This window comes from Flaviramulus basaltis (genome assembly GCF_900114265.1).
In the GTDB taxonomy this organism is placed as follows: domain Bacteria; phylum Bacteroidota; class Bacteroidia; order Flavobacteriales; family Flavobacteriaceae; genus Flaviramulus; species Flaviramulus basaltis.
On sequence record NZ_FPKV01000001.1, the window covers coordinates 275,613 to 290,360 of the forward strand.

The following is a 14,748-nucleotide window of genomic DNA, read 5'->3' on the forward strand; positions in this document are numbered from 1 at the left end:
TGAAACCGAAAAGTACAATTTTTTCGGTTTTCAATCTTGCTTTTCACCTTCTTTAATGAATTTTTCTTCTTTAATTCTTGAAATTTTATCATCAACAAACCCATTTATTCTACTATTGGGAAATTTTTTCTTAAAATCTTCGTAGACTTTAATTTTAGCATCATAATCTGCATAATAGGTTTCTAATGTTAATGCTAATTGAAAATGAGCATATTCATTTGATGGATTTTCATCTATTGCGGTTTTTAATGCAGCAATGGATTCTTTATATTTTTTTTGTCGGTTTAAAACAGTTCCTAATTTCATGTACTCTGCATCTAACGGTTGGTCTAAAACCAATAAAGCTTGAGAGATATATTTCTCAGCGTTTTCAAAATCATCTAATACAAGATAATATGTTCCTATTACATATTTCGTAGAAGCATCGTTAGGCTTGAATTTTAATGCCATCAATCTATTTTCCAAAGCTTTTTCATAATTAAAATGTTCAACGTAAGACAAACTTAACTTTTCATAAATAAATTCTGAATACTCCCCCAATTCAATAAGTTTTTCGAACCATTTAATAGCTTCTCTATAATCGTGTTGCCAATAATAATTTTGAGCTTTTAAACTAATTAACTCTACATTTTTTGGGTAAGTTTCTAAACCTTTATCTGCATATTTATCTACAGTTTCGTGGTTACGTTTTTGTAAATAATATTTAGCTATTTTATAAATAGCCTTTTGATGCGTTTCGTCTAAATTATAAGCAAATTGAAACTGATTCATAGCTGTTGAATCTTTTAATTGTTCTAAAACCAAACCAAGTTCGTAATGATAATTTGGGTTTTTATCATCTACATTCACCAAATTAGTATATACAATAGAAGCTTCTTTATATTTTTTAGTGACACCTAAAAGTTTTCCATATTCATACTTTATTAGTGTATTTTCTGGATTAGCTTCAATACTGGCTTCGTAATTATTTAATGCTTCGTCATAATTACCAATGGCAATGTAGGCTTTTGCTATTTTATCGAAAACCTCACCTTGATTGTAATAGTTTTTATATTGCTGAATAGCTTTTGTGTAGTTACCATTTATATACAAACTATCCGCTACGTTTAAAACCGAAGTTTGTGCTTCGGTTTTAAAAAATACTAAAAAGAATAATATTGAAAGTCTAATCATCTAATCAGCAACTTGAAAAATTATTGGTAATGAATATGAAACGTTTACTTTTTCTCCTCTTTGTTCTCCTGGAATCATTTTAGGAAGTGATTTAATAACTCTTATAGCTTCTTCTTCTAAACTTGGGTGTGCTGCTCTAGAACGCACGTCTATGATGTTACCTTCTGTGTCAATTTTAAAAATAACATTGATGCGTTGTCTTCCTTTTAAGCCTAATTCTTTAGCTAATTTTGTATTGAAGTTAATGTTTACATGTGATGAAACTTTTTCAGTAGTACAATCTTTTAATTCTTTATCTTTCAAACCTTCACAGCCAGGAAAAACAGGTGCTTCGTCTACAACAGAAAAAGGAATATCTAATAAATTACCTTGATCAGAAATCTTATCTAAATTCAGCGTTGATACTTTAGCACTATTTGTTGATTTTGTTTCATTTACATCAGCTATATTAAAAATTATTGGTAAAGAATAAGGTACAATTACCTTTTTATCTTTTTGTTCTCCAGGCAACATTTTTGGTAGTAATTTAATAACTCTTATAGCTTCTTCTTCTAAATCAGGGTGTGATGCTCTAGAGCGAATATCAACAATATTGCCTTCAGTGTCAATTTTAAAAATAGTATTAATACGTTGCCTACCAGTCAATTTTAAATCATTTGCTAATTTTATATTAAAATTTTTATTGACAAATTCAGAAATGTTTTTAGACATACAATCTCGTTTTTCTTCATTTGTTTCTAATGTTTCGCAACTAGGGAAAACTGGAACTTGGTCTACAACTGAAAAACCTACTTCTAAATCTACTTCATTTAAAGCAATTGCCTTTGAATCATCTCTATTATTGATTAAAACACTCTTACTAGGAATGTAATAAATGCTATTAGTGCCATTATTGTTAATTGTTATTAGTTTTGTAAAATAGTCCTTACTATCCAATAACTCTTTTTTTTGATTGTATAATTGTTGCTCTTTTGATGTCATATTTTTTATATCGTTAACAAATAATCTTAAAACACCCTCTTGAATATCCTTTTCTAATAAAATTTTTGCTTCATCTTTATTTTTAAATTTTAAATATTCCTTATAAAATTCATCTTTTAATTTATCGTCATAGAAAGTATAAAATGATATCTCTGTTGTAACTGAAACTTCTTCATTTGAATTATTTTGTGCTTCAGTTGAGGTATAAATCAACATCCCAAAAACTACAGGAATCAATAATACATACTTTAATAAATTAACTTGTTTCGATTTTGATTTTTGTAACATAACAATTCGTTTTTTAATTAATGACTGCTTATAAAATGGATTGATGAATGAAATCTGTTTTGTGCTAAATACTTGTGATAATAAATTTTGATAATACTCGGTTTTGTTTTGATGTTTTACGGCATCAGCATCGGCAATAAATTCATGAAGTGTTATCATTTTATTTTGATAGATATACACCAATGGGTTGAACCAAAATAGTATGCGTAACACTTCAAAAAACAACAAATCGATAGTGTGATTTTGATTAACATGAACCATTTCATGTTTTAAAATGGCTTCTTTTTCTTTTTCATCTAAATATTCTCCTAAAAAAACATAGTTGAAAAATGAAAAAGCACCTGTACTTTTAATTAAGTGAACAAGCATTAATTTACCTGCTTTCGTTTTTGGATTTTTATTAATTAGAATTAAAACATTAATAAGCTTAAATAAAAAAATGATTGAAGCTATGAATACGCCTAAATAAAATAAATTACCTAAAGTAAATAGCGTTGTTGTTTCAATAACAGATGCGTCAACATTTATTGGTGTGTTATTTATTGGATTGAGTTTTCCTAAAACAACTTCTGGTAATGCAATTATAAAATTTTGTGACACCACTTCTTTAAAACGCTCTATTTTTATAAATGGTAATATAAATGATAGTACAGCTGTTACTAATAGATAAAGTCTATTCCAATTAAAGAATGTTTCTTTTTTTAATACAATATCATAAACTAATAAAAAGAAAATTTGAAATACTATGGTTTGTAAAATATAATGTATCATACTAGTCTTTTTTGTTAATTTCTTTTAAAACGGACTCTAGCTCGTTTATACTTATATCATTTTTCTTAACAAAAAAAGATACCATACTTTTAAACGAACCTTGAAAATAATTATCAACTAACTTGTTTATAGATTGATTACTATAATCTTGTTGTTGTATTAAAGGGAAATACACATGCCCTTTGCCTTCCTTTTCATAGTTAACCACACCTTTACTTTCTAAAATCCTAACAATTGTAGATACTGTATTGTATGCTGGTTTTGGATCAGGAAACTGCTCCATAATAGCTTTTACATTGGCCTTTTTTAGTTGCCAAAGTATTTTCATTATATCCTCTTCTGCTTTAGTAAGTTGTATCATTTTATTAATCAATTTTTTTATTCAACTAAACTCTTAGTTAAACAAATATAACTAAAAAATTAGTTTAAACTAATTTTTTAGTTTAAAATGTAACTTTTGGCATGGTTTTACGTCTTAGAATAGTAAAACTTAAACACATTTATGGATATTATTTTAATTATTATTGCTGCCTTACTAATGATTATAGGCATTATTGGTAGCTTTTTACCTATTTTACCCGGACCTCTTACTAGTTGGATTGGTTTATTAATTGTTCACTTTACAGATGCTGTACCAATGGACAAATCTTTTTTAATTATTACATTAACAATTGCAATTTTTATTTGGTTACTAGATTATATCATTCCTGCAATGGGTACTAAACGATTTGGAGGTAGTAAATATGGTATGGTTGGAACATCAATTGGATTGATTGTTGGTTTAATAGCTCCAATTCCTGGAGGTATAATTATTGGACCCTTTTTTGGCGCTTTAATTGGAGAATTAATTAATAAAAGTGACACTAAAACAGCAACTAAAGCTGCCTTTGGTTCCTTTATTGGATTTTTAACTTCAACCTTTATAAAATTTGTTGTTGCAGTAATTTATTTAGGGCTATTTATTAGCATTTTATGGGATTACAGAAGCGTTATTTTTTGATTTCACTTATTAATCACTCACACTATCTCCTCTCATTAAATGTAGAGTAGCTTTATTAAAAGAAAAAAGAAGAAACCCTGTGGGTCTCTCACCTCCACAGGGTTTTTTTGTAAATTGCTATTATCAACTAAAAATTGAGGGATTAATTAATTTTTGAAGTGTTGATGGTACAAATATAATTATTAGATTCCACTTCAAACTGTGGGAAACCCACACCTAACTTACGGTTAAATGATACAATTAAAGTATAGCAATGGTTTTGGCTGCAAAAAAGAATGAAATTTTTTCAAAAAAAATCATTTATAATATTTAATCTATACAAAACCTTTGTCTCTTGCCTTATCTAATAGAGTTTCATCTTGGCCGTCTTCAACTTCAAAAATCTCCCTAAGATGTTTTTTTCTTTTTTCAACGGCACTTAATGAAATATCTAGGTGAGAGGCTAAATTTTTTGTTTTAATACCTTGTGACAAAAGGTGAAGTATTTTTCTGTTTTTTTCATCAATAACGATATCGCTTGTAATAGATTTCCTTATATGCTGATTAACAGTGCCACTATAAAATGGAGGATTATATAGTACAGCTTGAAATGCACTTGCTAGCTCGCTAGATGTTAAATCACTTTTAATTAAAAAACCTTCTGGGTCTATTGTTTTAATAATGTTATGAATTCTAAATGACTCATTAAACATGGTTAAAATTATAATTTTGGATTTGGGTAAAACCTTACGTGCATATTCTGCTAAATCTTCACCAGAGCTCATTAAACCATCAGAAGATGGGGGCAAACTAATATCAACAAATAAAACATCATATGGTGTTTCTTGAATTGACTTATTAATATAAAAAACAGCTTCATCACAATTATTGGCAATATCAATTTTTAACTCTTGCCTGTCTTTTTTTGTGAATAGTAATGTGTTTTGATACCCTTCAATAATCATAGGGTGATCATCTATCATTAATATTTTTATTTTCTCTGTCATCATTAGTATTTATGCTAATGGGGCATTTATAATTACTGTTGTTCCTAAATCTTTTTGAGAAGTTATATCAATTGTTCCATTAATCTCATTAATTCTAGAATTCATATTTTTTAAACCTATACCAGATTTAGCTTTGCTAACATCAAATCCAGAACCGTTATCTGTCATCGTTAAGCAAATTACATTATTTTTTAATTTAAAACTAATTTTTACATCCGTAGCACTAGCATGTTTATATATATTATGAAGTGATTCTTGAATAATTCTATATATATGTATTTTCATTTTATTCGATATTTCATCCCAATTTATAACATCATCATGTTCAAAATTATATGATAATTTATATGCTAGTGATTGGGTTTCAACTAGTGTTTTAATAATATCAATAAATCCAGAACCTGACACAAAATCGGTATTTAACTCGTGAGAAACTTTTCGTATATCTTGTTCTATAGACTTAAGTTCATCTATATATTGACTTCTTGTTTTTATGGCTTCAATGCTGTTATTCATATTTAAACTATCTAAACTTAAACGTGTACCAAACAAACGTCCCAAAACCCCATCATGTAATTCTTCAGAAATTCTTTTTTTCTCTAATGCTCTTGCCTCTTCAATACCTTCGTTTTGAGATAGCATTAAATTATAAATCTCTTCATTAGTCTCTTGTTGCTTTTGAATAAATTTAAGTTCTTTATTTTTATTTCTTTGATTAATTACAAGGTATAATAAAAATGCCGCTAGTATTATTACTATTGAAATTACAAAAAGCCATTTACGTTCTTTTGATATTTGAATATTTTCTTGCTCAATTTGATCAGTTTCAAATCGAATTCTAGCGAATTTATTACGTATAGTTCTTTCATTTTTTTGCAAGCTATCACTTAGTTTAACATAAGCTTTTAAGTGTATTGCAGCCATACTATCATCTTCAATTTTTGAAAGTAGTAATAGTGAGTTTAATAAATCATCATTATGATATTGTTCTGAAATCTCTTTAGCTTTATACCCATAATATTTTGCGGAGTCTTTATTATTATTATCATTATAATACTCTGCCAGATGTTGGTTTATAATGATAGATTTATAATCGTTTGGGTTAACACTATCTAAAACTTTTAGTGCTTTAAAATATAACTCTGGTAAATTTTTAAAATCTTTTGACAAATAAAGTGTATGTGCATAATTATCTAAAACCAATGCATATATTTTGGGTCTTTCCTTTACAAAATTATTGTTACTTAAAACTTCATTATAATTTTTAATAGCCAATTTATATTGTCCAGCATTCTTATAAGTATGTCCTAGATTATTTAAGGAATTATCTATTGTAATTTCATTATTACCATCTAACTTCCTTTTTAAGTCTAATGCTTTATTATGATATATTATGGCTGCATCGTATTCTTCCAAGTGATTATAAACTACCCCTAAATTATTATACAAAAAAGCTTTTCTTTTATTAATAATATCGCTAGGTTTTAATTCTTCCAACAATCTAATCGCCTCAAAAGAAGCTACTTCGCTACCAGTTAAATCCTTTTCGTTTTTTTGAATGATAGCAATATCTAAAAGTAATTCAGAAGTATTTAAATTATCATTTAAAGCTCTATACAATTTTTCTGATTTGTGATAATAGTAAAAAGCACTATCAGCTAATCTTGTATCATAATAGTCACCAAACTTTTTACAAATTAGAGCCATTGAAGCAGAATCCTTAATCTTTTGAGAGAAATTTAAATTTTGATGGCTTGTTCTTAAAAATATATTATACAAACCACTATCTAAGTAAATTTGTGAAGTATTTAAATTACTTTTAACTATAAGTGAATCAATTTTTAAACCAACAGCTATGTTTTTAGCTTCTTTAGCATAAGAAAGTCTAGTATCTAAATTATAAATTTTACTGTTATTGGATTTTGAAGTATAAGTATAAAAGCTGTCTAATTTTGCTTGAATCTCATTTTGGGACCAAGACAAAATTGACGCAAACAAACTTATTAAAAAAATTATAGACTTTAAATTCAATGTTGATATGATATAGCAACTCAAATGTATCTATAATTTTTCATTTATATAAATTAAAAAGCCCTTAAACTAATTAAGGGCTTTTTTAATATATTTGAATTTAATTTTATCCTTTTTCATCTATATCACCACCAGTTGCAAAAAACTCAGTATCTGGGCTTTGTAATACATCATCTTCGTTTAAATCCTGTTTTGTACAAGAAGTTAATGATGCAAAAAGTGTCGCTACAATTAAAGTAATTTTTAGGAATTTCATATTATTTTCGATTTTTAAGGTTATACAGTTTTTCTCTATTTTTTATAAATTGTTAACTAAGACTTTAAAACAAAAATCTTGGTTGAGGGAAAAATGGATAATTAACTTAAAATCGAAAGCAAAACAATGCAGAACGATTTAATAAAATATTATTTTGAGGGAATATGACTTAAAAAGTCAAAATGGATTAACTTTCTTAATTGAACTAAGGGAAATAGGGGCGCTCTATTAAGAGTAGCAAACATACGTTAAACAGCGCTAATGATAATAATATATTCGATAAAGTGATGCATTTTATCGATTAAATGTAAAATATTTAATTAATCTGTATGATTTATTAGAGTGTAGACTTGTTTTTTACCAAAGTAGTTTTTATTATTTTTGTCTTAATATCATCATTCTTAGTTGCAAAATGCATTCTGCTTATTAACAATTGTGCTGCATTTTCGCCTATTTCTTTTGCATGCTGCCTTATTGTAGTTAGCTTAGGAATTGTATGATTTGAATCTGATTTGCTAGCAAACCCAATTATAGATATATCTTTAGGTACTTTCAATCCTAAATTAATAGCTGTATTTATAGATATTATTCCAGATGATGTATCCGCAGCAATTACAGCGTCTATACCTTTATTTTTCTTAAAAAAAGATTTTATCTTTTTTTGATGATCATCTTTCTTTGTGATTTTTAAGACTAAAGGTTCAAGGTGGCTATTTTCCAATATAACCTTATTGTAACCGCGTTCTCTAAGTTTACCAACACTTAAATCATTTATATTACTAATAAAAGCTATTTTTTTTCGCTTCTCCAGAATTAAGCTTTTTGTAGCATCATATGTTGCATCAAAATCATCAACTATAACTTTATCACATAATACATCATGTGCTACCCTATCAAACATAACAATTGGCAACCCTTGACTTATTGTTTTCTTAAAATGTTCTATCTCATTTTTAATTTGAGTTTCTGCTGCTACAGACAAAATAAACCCATCAACGCTGCCATTAGCCAATAATTGTAAACTCTCTTTTTCTTTTTCTAAAGATTCGTTAGATATACAAGTAATTATGTTGTACCCATTTTTATTAGCTTCTCTTTCTATACCAAACAACACCTTAGCTAAAAACCTATTAAGAATATTTGGAATAATAACACCTATAGTTTTTGTTTTATTACTTTTTAAACTTAAGGCAACCTTATTTGGCTTATAATTGTATAATTCTGCTAGCTCTTTTACTCTTCTAACTGTATCCTCTCCAATTTCTTCACTATTGTTTAAGGCTTTAGAAACTGTAGAAATTGACACATTCAACTCTTTTGCTAATTGTTTTAAGGTAACCATATTTAATAATACAATTTAGATGTAATGCAATTTACAAAATTACTCTTTGCAACTTAGAAATTTAAAATTATTCTAAAACAAAAAAAGTATACCTTATATTGTTTATAGAATATAGGAATACTTTTAAAATTATATCGTTTTATTTACAGAGAAAAATATTGAAAATAAAATCTTAATCCTTTAAGGTGATTTTCACAACTCCGTAAACGCCTCTAGAACCGTAAAATGCTGTTTCGGGACCTTTTATTACTTCAATAGACTTAACATCTGAGGGAGCTATATGGCTAATACTTGTAACAGTTGTTTCATTAACTAATAACAAAGGCTCTGTAGAAATCCCTCTACCCCTTTCTAATGTATTGGCCCCTCTAATACTAATACTTTGACCAGTAACATTTACTCCAGAAACTCTTCCTTCTATCATTTGATAAATTGTATTAAAAGCATTAATACCTTGCAATCCTTCAAAATTAATTATACCGCTTCTTTTTCTTATCGTTGGGTCTTTAAAGCCCAATTTTGCTAACTCTTTTTCACTTAAACTTTTACTGTTTTTAGAGAAAATAAAGTTAACTTCTTTTTCTCCTGAATAATCCACTGTTAAAATTCCATGTTTGCTAGAATAAACAGTAATGAAATTAGTATCAGATTTTGGCTTAATCTTATAGAATCCCTTTTTATTGGTTGTTTCTTTAGTTTTTAATGAATCAATAAAAACATAAACTCCTTTAATAGGCTCATTATTAGAGTCTATTACAGTGCCTGTAATTACTTCAATATCTTTATTTTTTTCCTGCGCGTTAATAGAAAGTAGAAATAATAAAAAAGTAGAAATTAAAATAAAATATCGTGTTTTCATAAGATGTTTTTTTATTTACAAATGCCTTCCTAAAGTAAAGATAGGGAAAATCAAACGAATAATTATTTTAAATTAAATGGCTGTAAAACAAAAAAGCATCCCAATCTTCTATACAGAAAAAAGGAAAGCTTTCCATTGGTTTAACTACTTAAACCTTTAGCAAACACTAAGTGCTTACTAACAACACAACTTCTTTTAATTGCCAAAAAAAGCCCTAATCTCTTAGAGCTCTTTTGCAATATTTGCGGTCTGGACGGAATCCGAACCCTATGCTTTCAGGCCTTATAAAACCTAATGCTCACTACATTTCACAAACCTATGTTGACGATTTGTGAACTTTATATGATTTTAATTTTGTCAAAATAACTTCCGGCAGGCAAATATAATTAAAATTGCAATATTAATTGACAACAAATTCTAACAATTTTAATCAATTTAGTATTTAAATTAAAACAACAAAATGTCATGGAAAAAGACACAAAAATCAATTAATATCCAGATATGATGAATCTATAGGCTATTGACTTGCAATTAGTCCAGATACTAAGCATCTAGAATCTGGTCATATACTTCTAAATTAAATTTATTAATAGTTATATGGTTTAAATTAAGAAAGTCTTTAGAATGTAATTCCTAATACTTCTTTTTATAATTCAAAATTAATTTTACAACTCTAAATCTCGTAACTTAATGTCTAGTCTAAGGTGGGAAGTCGTATTTATTAACAGTTCAAAAACAGAGGGTTAAATAAAGGCTTCCTTTTTAATCATTTATAGATTTTTTTATAAATCCAAATATTAAAACAAAATTCAATGAACACTTTTAAAAACACAAAAATCCACTTTAAAAATTGTATTTTTAATGTTTTAATTTTAGGGCTATGTAATCTTTTAAGGTAACCATGAGTAAAAAAATCACTATTTATGATATAGCTAAAAAACTTAATTTAACTGCTGCAACTGTATCGAGAGCATTAAACAATAATTTAAAAATAAGTGAAAACACTCGAAAATTAGTTCAAGAAACTGCGGTTGAAATGGATTATGAGCAAAATACACTTGCTAGAGCTCTTAAAAGTGGTAAAAGTTATAATGTTGGTGTTATAGTTCCTCGCATTGACAGTAATTTTTTTGCATCCATTATTAGAGGTATTGAAGAGGAACTCTACCCAAAAGGATATCATGTTATCATTTGTCAAACACATGATCAAGAGGATTTAGAAACTGGAAACATCAACTCATTGTTAAATGCACAAGTAGATGGTATTTTAATGTCAATTTCTAATGCTAAAACCAAAAACAATATATTTAGTAATTTATCACAAAAACATATACCTTTAATCTTTTTTGATAGAAAAAAAGATATTGATGGGGTAAGTTCCGTAACTATTGATGATTACAGTGGTGCTTATGAGGCAACTAAACACTTAATTAATCAAGGCTGTAAACGAATAGCTCACTTATCAAATGATCGATTATTAGAAATTTATAAAAATCGTTATTTAGGATACAAACAAGCCATCATTGATAACGGTCTTGAGTTTGATGAAAGCCTAGTTATTGAGACTAGAAGTAAAGTTGAAGAAGGGAAAAAAACAATGAAAATTTTACTAGATATGGAAACACGACCAGATGCCGTTTTTTCATCTAGTGATTTTACTGCGCTTGGAGCTATACAAGAAATCAAAAATAACGGACTAAGAATACCAGATGATATAGCTGTTGCTGGTTTTAGTAATGAACCATTTACTCGATTTATGGAACTCTCAATAACATCTGTTGATCAGTCTCCCATTGAAATGGGAAGAATAGCTGCCCAAGTATTTTTAGAAGAAGTTGGTAATGATAATAAAATCAAAACAAAAAAAGAAGTTGTTTTAACACCAGAACTGATTATTAGAAAATCTTCACGAAAAAGAATTTAATTATACCTAATTTAAGCACAAAAAAATTATAAAGAAACTCCTCTTTTCCAAGGAATGAAATCATTTTGATTTAGCAATTTTGCTTTTGTTTTTACTTTTCCACTAGCAACCTCAATCATAAACCCAAGCATTTCTTCAGCCATTTCTTCAATAGTTTTTTCACCACGAATAACCGCTCCTGTTTCAATATCAATAATATCGGGCATTTTTTGAGCCAATTCAGTATTGGAAGATACTTTTATAATAGGAGCAATGGGGTTGCCTGTTGGCGTGCCTAAACCTGTAGTAAATAATACCATGTTAACACCAGAACCAACCAAAGCAGTTGTACTTTCAACATCGTTACCTGGAGTGCACAATAAATTTAAACCAGGTTTTGTGATATACTCGCCATAATCTAAAACGCCCTGTACAGGCGATGTCCCTCCTTTCTTTGCAGCTCCAGCAGATTTCATTGCATCAGTAATTAATCCATCTTTTATGTTCCCAGGAGAAGGATTCATATCAAAACCAGAGCCTGCATCAACTACAGATTTTTCAAAAGCTTTCATAAGCGCTAAAAACTTTTCACCATCAGCATCGTTGGCACATCTATTAACCAATTCTTGCTCCACACCACATAATTCTGGAAATTCAGCTAAAACGGCTGTACCATTTAAAGCCACCAACATATCAGAAACGGCTCCAAGTGTTGGGTTTGCAGAAATACCTGAAAATCCATCTGAACCTCCGCACTCCAATCCTACTTTTAGCATAGATAATGGTGCGGGTTTGCGCTCTATATTATTTGCCTTTTTAATAGCTTCAAAAGATTCTTTGATAATAACCGATAACATATTATCCACCGTACCCATTTGTTGCTGTTCGTAAATTAAAACAGGTTTGCTTAAATTAGGGTTAATAGTGTTTAATGCTTCTTTGAATATATTAATTTGAAGATTTTGACAGCCTAAACTTAATACCGTTGCGCCAGCTACATTAGGGTTATTTACGTAGCCAGCCAATAATCTTGCTAGACTTTCTGAGTCCTGACGAATACCACCACAACCTCCGGGATGAGTTATGAACTTAACATCAATATTATCAAAAACATCTGAGGATTTTTCAGCTACTTGGGTTTCTTCTCCTCCACTAACTAACGAGCGAAGTAACATTTGATGTGGGTTTTCTTTTTTCTTTAAAAGTTCTTTTTCAAAGATTTCCTTTAAGGTTTCAACATTTCTATTTTCGCAAAATACCAACGGAAAAAATAGCCAAACGTTTTCAGTACCAACTTGTCCATCTTCTCTATGATAACCTAAAAATGTTCTGTTTTTCCATTTTTCAACATTGGGTGCAGTCCATGAAAATGAAGCTGTTTTACCAAATACTTTTTCACTTTGGTGTTTTACATTTTCAGTAGTTAAAACATCGCCTTTTTCAATAGCACCACTAGCAGTTCCAACCAAAACACCGTACATAATAATTCTATCGCCAGATTCAAATTTTTCTAAAGTTATTTTATGCTTTGATTTTGTGTCGGAAAGTATTTTTATGTTTTCTCCTTCAAAAGCAATAACATCTCCCGCCTTTAAATTGATTAAGGCAACAGCAACATTGTCTGACGAATTTACTTTTATGATTTTATTTTGCATTATTATAACTACTAATTTTAATAGATTTTACTATAATTTTCAAACCCTTTTTCAATACCGTTTGCTTCAATTTCATTTAAAGCCAAAGTTATGGCTTCGGTTAAATTTTCAACTTTGTTTAAATCTTCACCCCAATATGCTTCAATGCTCAATGTGTTTTTAGCTATTTGAGAATAATCGGTAGATTTCCAAATCTCGGTAAATGTTTCAACTATGTCATTACTATCTTGAACGGGTAAATTTCCTCCTTTAAAAGTCCCTTTGTAAAAACGGATTAAGCAAGCAAACGCGAACGTTAAGTTTGTTGGCAATTTTTTATGGATTTTTACATACTTCAATAAACTTGGTAACACACGGACTGTGAATTTTGAAACAGAATTTAACGCTATACTTGATAGGTTGTGAATGATAAATGGGTTTCTAAAACGATCGAAAATCTCATCGGCGAAACTGTTTAATTCTTCTCTATCCATTTCCAACGTGTCTATAATTTCATCAAAAACGGCTTTTTTTATAAATGCTCCTATAAAGGTATTATCAACTGACTGCTTTACGGTTTTGTTTCCGTGAAGCAATGAAAAAGGTACCATTGCTGTATGTGCACCATTTAGAATACGCACTTTCCGAGTACGATAAGGCTGCATGTCATCAACAATTTTTACATCTAGTTTTGTTTTATCAAATGGTAATTTTGCTTTTAAAGCTTCTCCGCCTTCAATGACCCAGAGTAAAAAAGCTTCAGCGGAAACTATTAAATTATCAGAGTAATTTAATTGGGCATTGTATGATTCTATTTCATCTTTAGGGTAGCCTGGTACAATTCTATCAACTAATGTGTTGTGAAATGTACAGCTTTGTAGTAGCCAATTTTTAAAATCATCACACAAATTCCAATCTGAAATATATTTTAAAATGATGTCTTTTAAAGTATCTGAATTATAGTTAATCAACTCACAGGGTATAATGGTGAGCCCTTTATTGGCATCACCATTAAAATATTTAAATCTTTCGTGTAAAAGCACTGTTAATTTAGCCGGAAAAGAACTAGGTGGCTGCATGTTAAGTGTATCGGTGCTTAAATAAGCGATACCTGCTTCGGTAGTATTTGATATAATGAACTCCAGAGATTCTTCTTTTGCTAAATCTAAATACTCATTAAAATCAAGATAAGGATTAACGGCCTTTACAATATTGGTAATAAGCTCTATGTCTTGAATTTCCTTTCCTTTTTTAATACCTTTCATAAACAAGGTATATAATCCATCTTGGTCGTTTAGCATCTTCACCAAACCTCTATCTATGGGTTGTACCACAGCAATTCCAGCATTAAAACCTACTTCTTTATTCAGTTCTTGAAATGCGTAACCTATGAACGCTCTTAAAAAGTTTCCTTCACCAAACTGAACTATTTTAATTGGTGGTTTTTTTCCTAATCCGAGGTTGTTTCTATTTAGTGCCTTTTTATTTTCTTTTAATTCTGGCATTATATTTCAATTATAAATC

At 28.8% G+C, this 14,748-nt stretch carries 12 protein-coding genes; 2 read left to right on the forward strand and 10 right to left on the reverse strand.

Going from position 1 to position 14,748, the window contains the following annotated elements:
- Positions 1–30 precede the first annotated feature (30 nt).
- Genes BT151_RS01300 through BT151_RS01310 form a run of 3 tightly spaced genes read right to left on the reverse strand, consistent with a single transcriptional unit; the run spans position 31 to position 3,574 of the window.
- A complete protein-coding gene (locus tag BT151_RS01300) occupies positions 31–1,173 on the reverse strand; it encodes a tetratricopeptide repeat protein (RefSeq protein ID WP_072399871.1) in 1,143 nt (380 codons plus the stop codon).
- Positions 1,174–3,213 (reverse strand): M56 family metallopeptidase, encoded by a 2,040-nt coding sequence (locus tag BT151_RS01305; protein WP_072399874.1) that lies wholly within the window; start codon positions 3,211–3,213, stop codon positions 1,174–1,176.
- 1 nt (position 3,214) lies between these two features.
- Positions 3,215–3,574: a BlaI/MecI/CopY family transcriptional regulator gene (locus BT151_RS01310; RefSeq protein WP_072399876.1), complete on the reverse strand. Its 360-nt coding sequence runs from the start codon at positions 3,572–3,574 to the stop codon at positions 3,215–3,217.
- A gap of 141 nt (positions 3,575–3,715) precedes the next feature.
- Here BT151_RS01310 and BT151_RS01315 point away from each other — a divergent pair, with 141 nt between their 5' ends.
- Entirely contained in the window at positions 3,716–4,213 is a 498-nt protein-coding gene (locus BT151_RS01315; RefSeq protein WP_072399878.1) for a DUF456 domain-containing protein, read from the forward strand.
- 314 nt (positions 4,214–4,527) lie between these two features.
- On the opposite strand, the gene BT151_RS01320 is transcribed toward BT151_RS01315, so the two are convergent.
- The 5 genes from BT151_RS01320 to BT151_RS01335 form a co-directional block, all read right to left on the reverse strand.
- A complete protein-coding gene (locus BT151_RS01320; protein ID WP_317041218.1) occupies positions 4,528–5,202 on the reverse strand; it encodes a response regulator in 675 nt (224 codons plus the stop codon).
- A gap of 6 nt (positions 5,203–5,208) precedes the next feature.
- Positions 5,209–7,182, reverse strand: a complete 1,974-nt coding sequence (locus BT151_RS01325; RefSeq protein WP_143144231.1) for an ATP-binding protein — start codon at positions 7,180–7,182, stop codon at positions 5,209–5,211.
- A 154-nt stretch (positions 7,183–7,336) separates the two neighbouring features.
- Positions 7,337–7,486, reverse strand: coding sequence for a hypothetical protein (locus BT151_RS18550; protein ID WP_171946594.1), 150 nt, complete (start codon positions 7,484–7,486; stop codon positions 7,337–7,339).
- A 337-nt stretch (positions 7,487–7,823) separates the two neighbouring features.
- Positions 7,824–8,828, reverse strand: a complete 1,005-nt coding sequence (locus BT151_RS01330; protein WP_072399882.1) for a LacI family DNA-binding transcriptional regulator — start codon at positions 8,826–8,828, stop codon at positions 7,824–7,826.
- A 172-nt stretch (positions 8,829–9,000) separates the two neighbouring features.
- Positions 9,001–9,687: a TonB-dependent receptor plug domain-containing protein gene (locus BT151_RS01335; RefSeq protein ID WP_072399884.1), complete on the reverse strand. Its 687-nt coding sequence runs from the start codon at positions 9,685–9,687 to the stop codon at positions 9,001–9,003.
- A 901-nt stretch (positions 9,688–10,588) separates the two neighbouring features.
- On the opposite strand from BT151_RS01335, the gene BT151_RS01340 reads away from it, so the two are divergent.
- Positions 10,589–11,611 (forward strand): LacI family DNA-binding transcriptional regulator, encoded by a 1,023-nt coding sequence (locus tag BT151_RS01340; protein WP_072399887.1) that lies wholly within the window; start codon positions 10,589–10,591, stop codon positions 11,609–11,611.
- A 26-nt stretch (positions 11,612–11,637) separates the two neighbouring features.
- Here BT151_RS01340 and BT151_RS01345 read toward each other — a convergent pair whose 3' ends face one another.
- Both BT151_RS01345 and BT151_RS01350 read right to left on the reverse strand, forming a co-directional pair.
- Complete coding sequence (locus BT151_RS01345; RefSeq protein WP_072399889.1) at positions 11,638–13,245, reverse strand: UxaA family hydrolase; 1,608 nt, start codon at positions 13,243–13,245, stop codon at positions 11,638–11,640.
- Between the two features lie 17 nt (positions 13,246–13,262).
- The gene (locus BT151_RS01350) at positions 13,263–14,729 is read right to left on the reverse strand and encodes a tagaturonate reductase (RefSeq protein WP_072399891.1); all 1,467 of its coding nucleotides are present in this window, start codon (positions 14,727–14,729) and stop codon (positions 13,263–13,265) included.
- Between the last annotated feature and the right edge of the window lie 19 nt (positions 14,730–14,748).

Bases quoted from the DNA above. Each gene is read 5' to 3' on its own strand.
- BT151_RS01300 (WP_072399871.1), bottom strand. From the start codon at position 1,173: ATGATTAGACTTTCAATATTATTCTTTTTAGTATTTTTTAAAACCGAA.
- BT151_RS01305 (WP_072399874.1), bottom strand. From the start codon at position 3,213: ATGATACATTATATTTTACAAACCATAGTATTTCAAATTTTCTTTTTA.
- BT151_RS01310 (WP_072399876.1), bottom strand. From the start codon at position 3,574: ATGATACAACTTACTAAAGCAGAAGAGGATATAATGAAAATACTTTGG.
- BT151_RS01315 (WP_072399878.1), top strand. From the start codon at position 3,716: ATGGATATTATTTTAATTATTATTGCTGCCTTACTAATGATTATAGGC.
- BT151_RS01320 (WP_317041218.1), bottom strand. From the start codon at position 5,202: ATGATGACAGAGAAAATAAAAATATTAATGATAGATGATCACCCTATG.
- BT151_RS18550 (WP_171946594.1), bottom strand. From the start codon at position 7,486: ATGAAATTCCTAAAAATTACTTTAATTGTAGCGACACTTTTTGCATCA.
- BT151_RS01330 (WP_072399882.1), bottom strand. From the start codon at position 8,828: ATGGTTACCTTAAAACAATTAGCAAAAGAGTTGAATGTGTCAATTTCT.
- BT151_RS01335 (WP_072399884.1), bottom strand. From the start codon at position 9,687: ATGAAAACACGATATTTTATTTTAATTTCTACTTTTTTATTATTTCTA.
- BT151_RS01340 (WP_072399887.1), top strand. From the start codon at position 10,589: ATGAGTAAAAAAATCACTATTTATGATATAGCTAAAAAACTTAATTTA.
- BT151_RS01345 (WP_072399889.1), bottom strand. From the start codon at position 13,245: ATGCAAAATAAAATCATAAAAGTAAATTCGTCAGACAATGTTGCTGTT.
- BT151_RS01350 (WP_072399891.1), bottom strand. From the start codon at position 14,729: ATGCCAGAATTAAAAGAAAATAAAAAGGCACTAAATAGAAACAACCTC.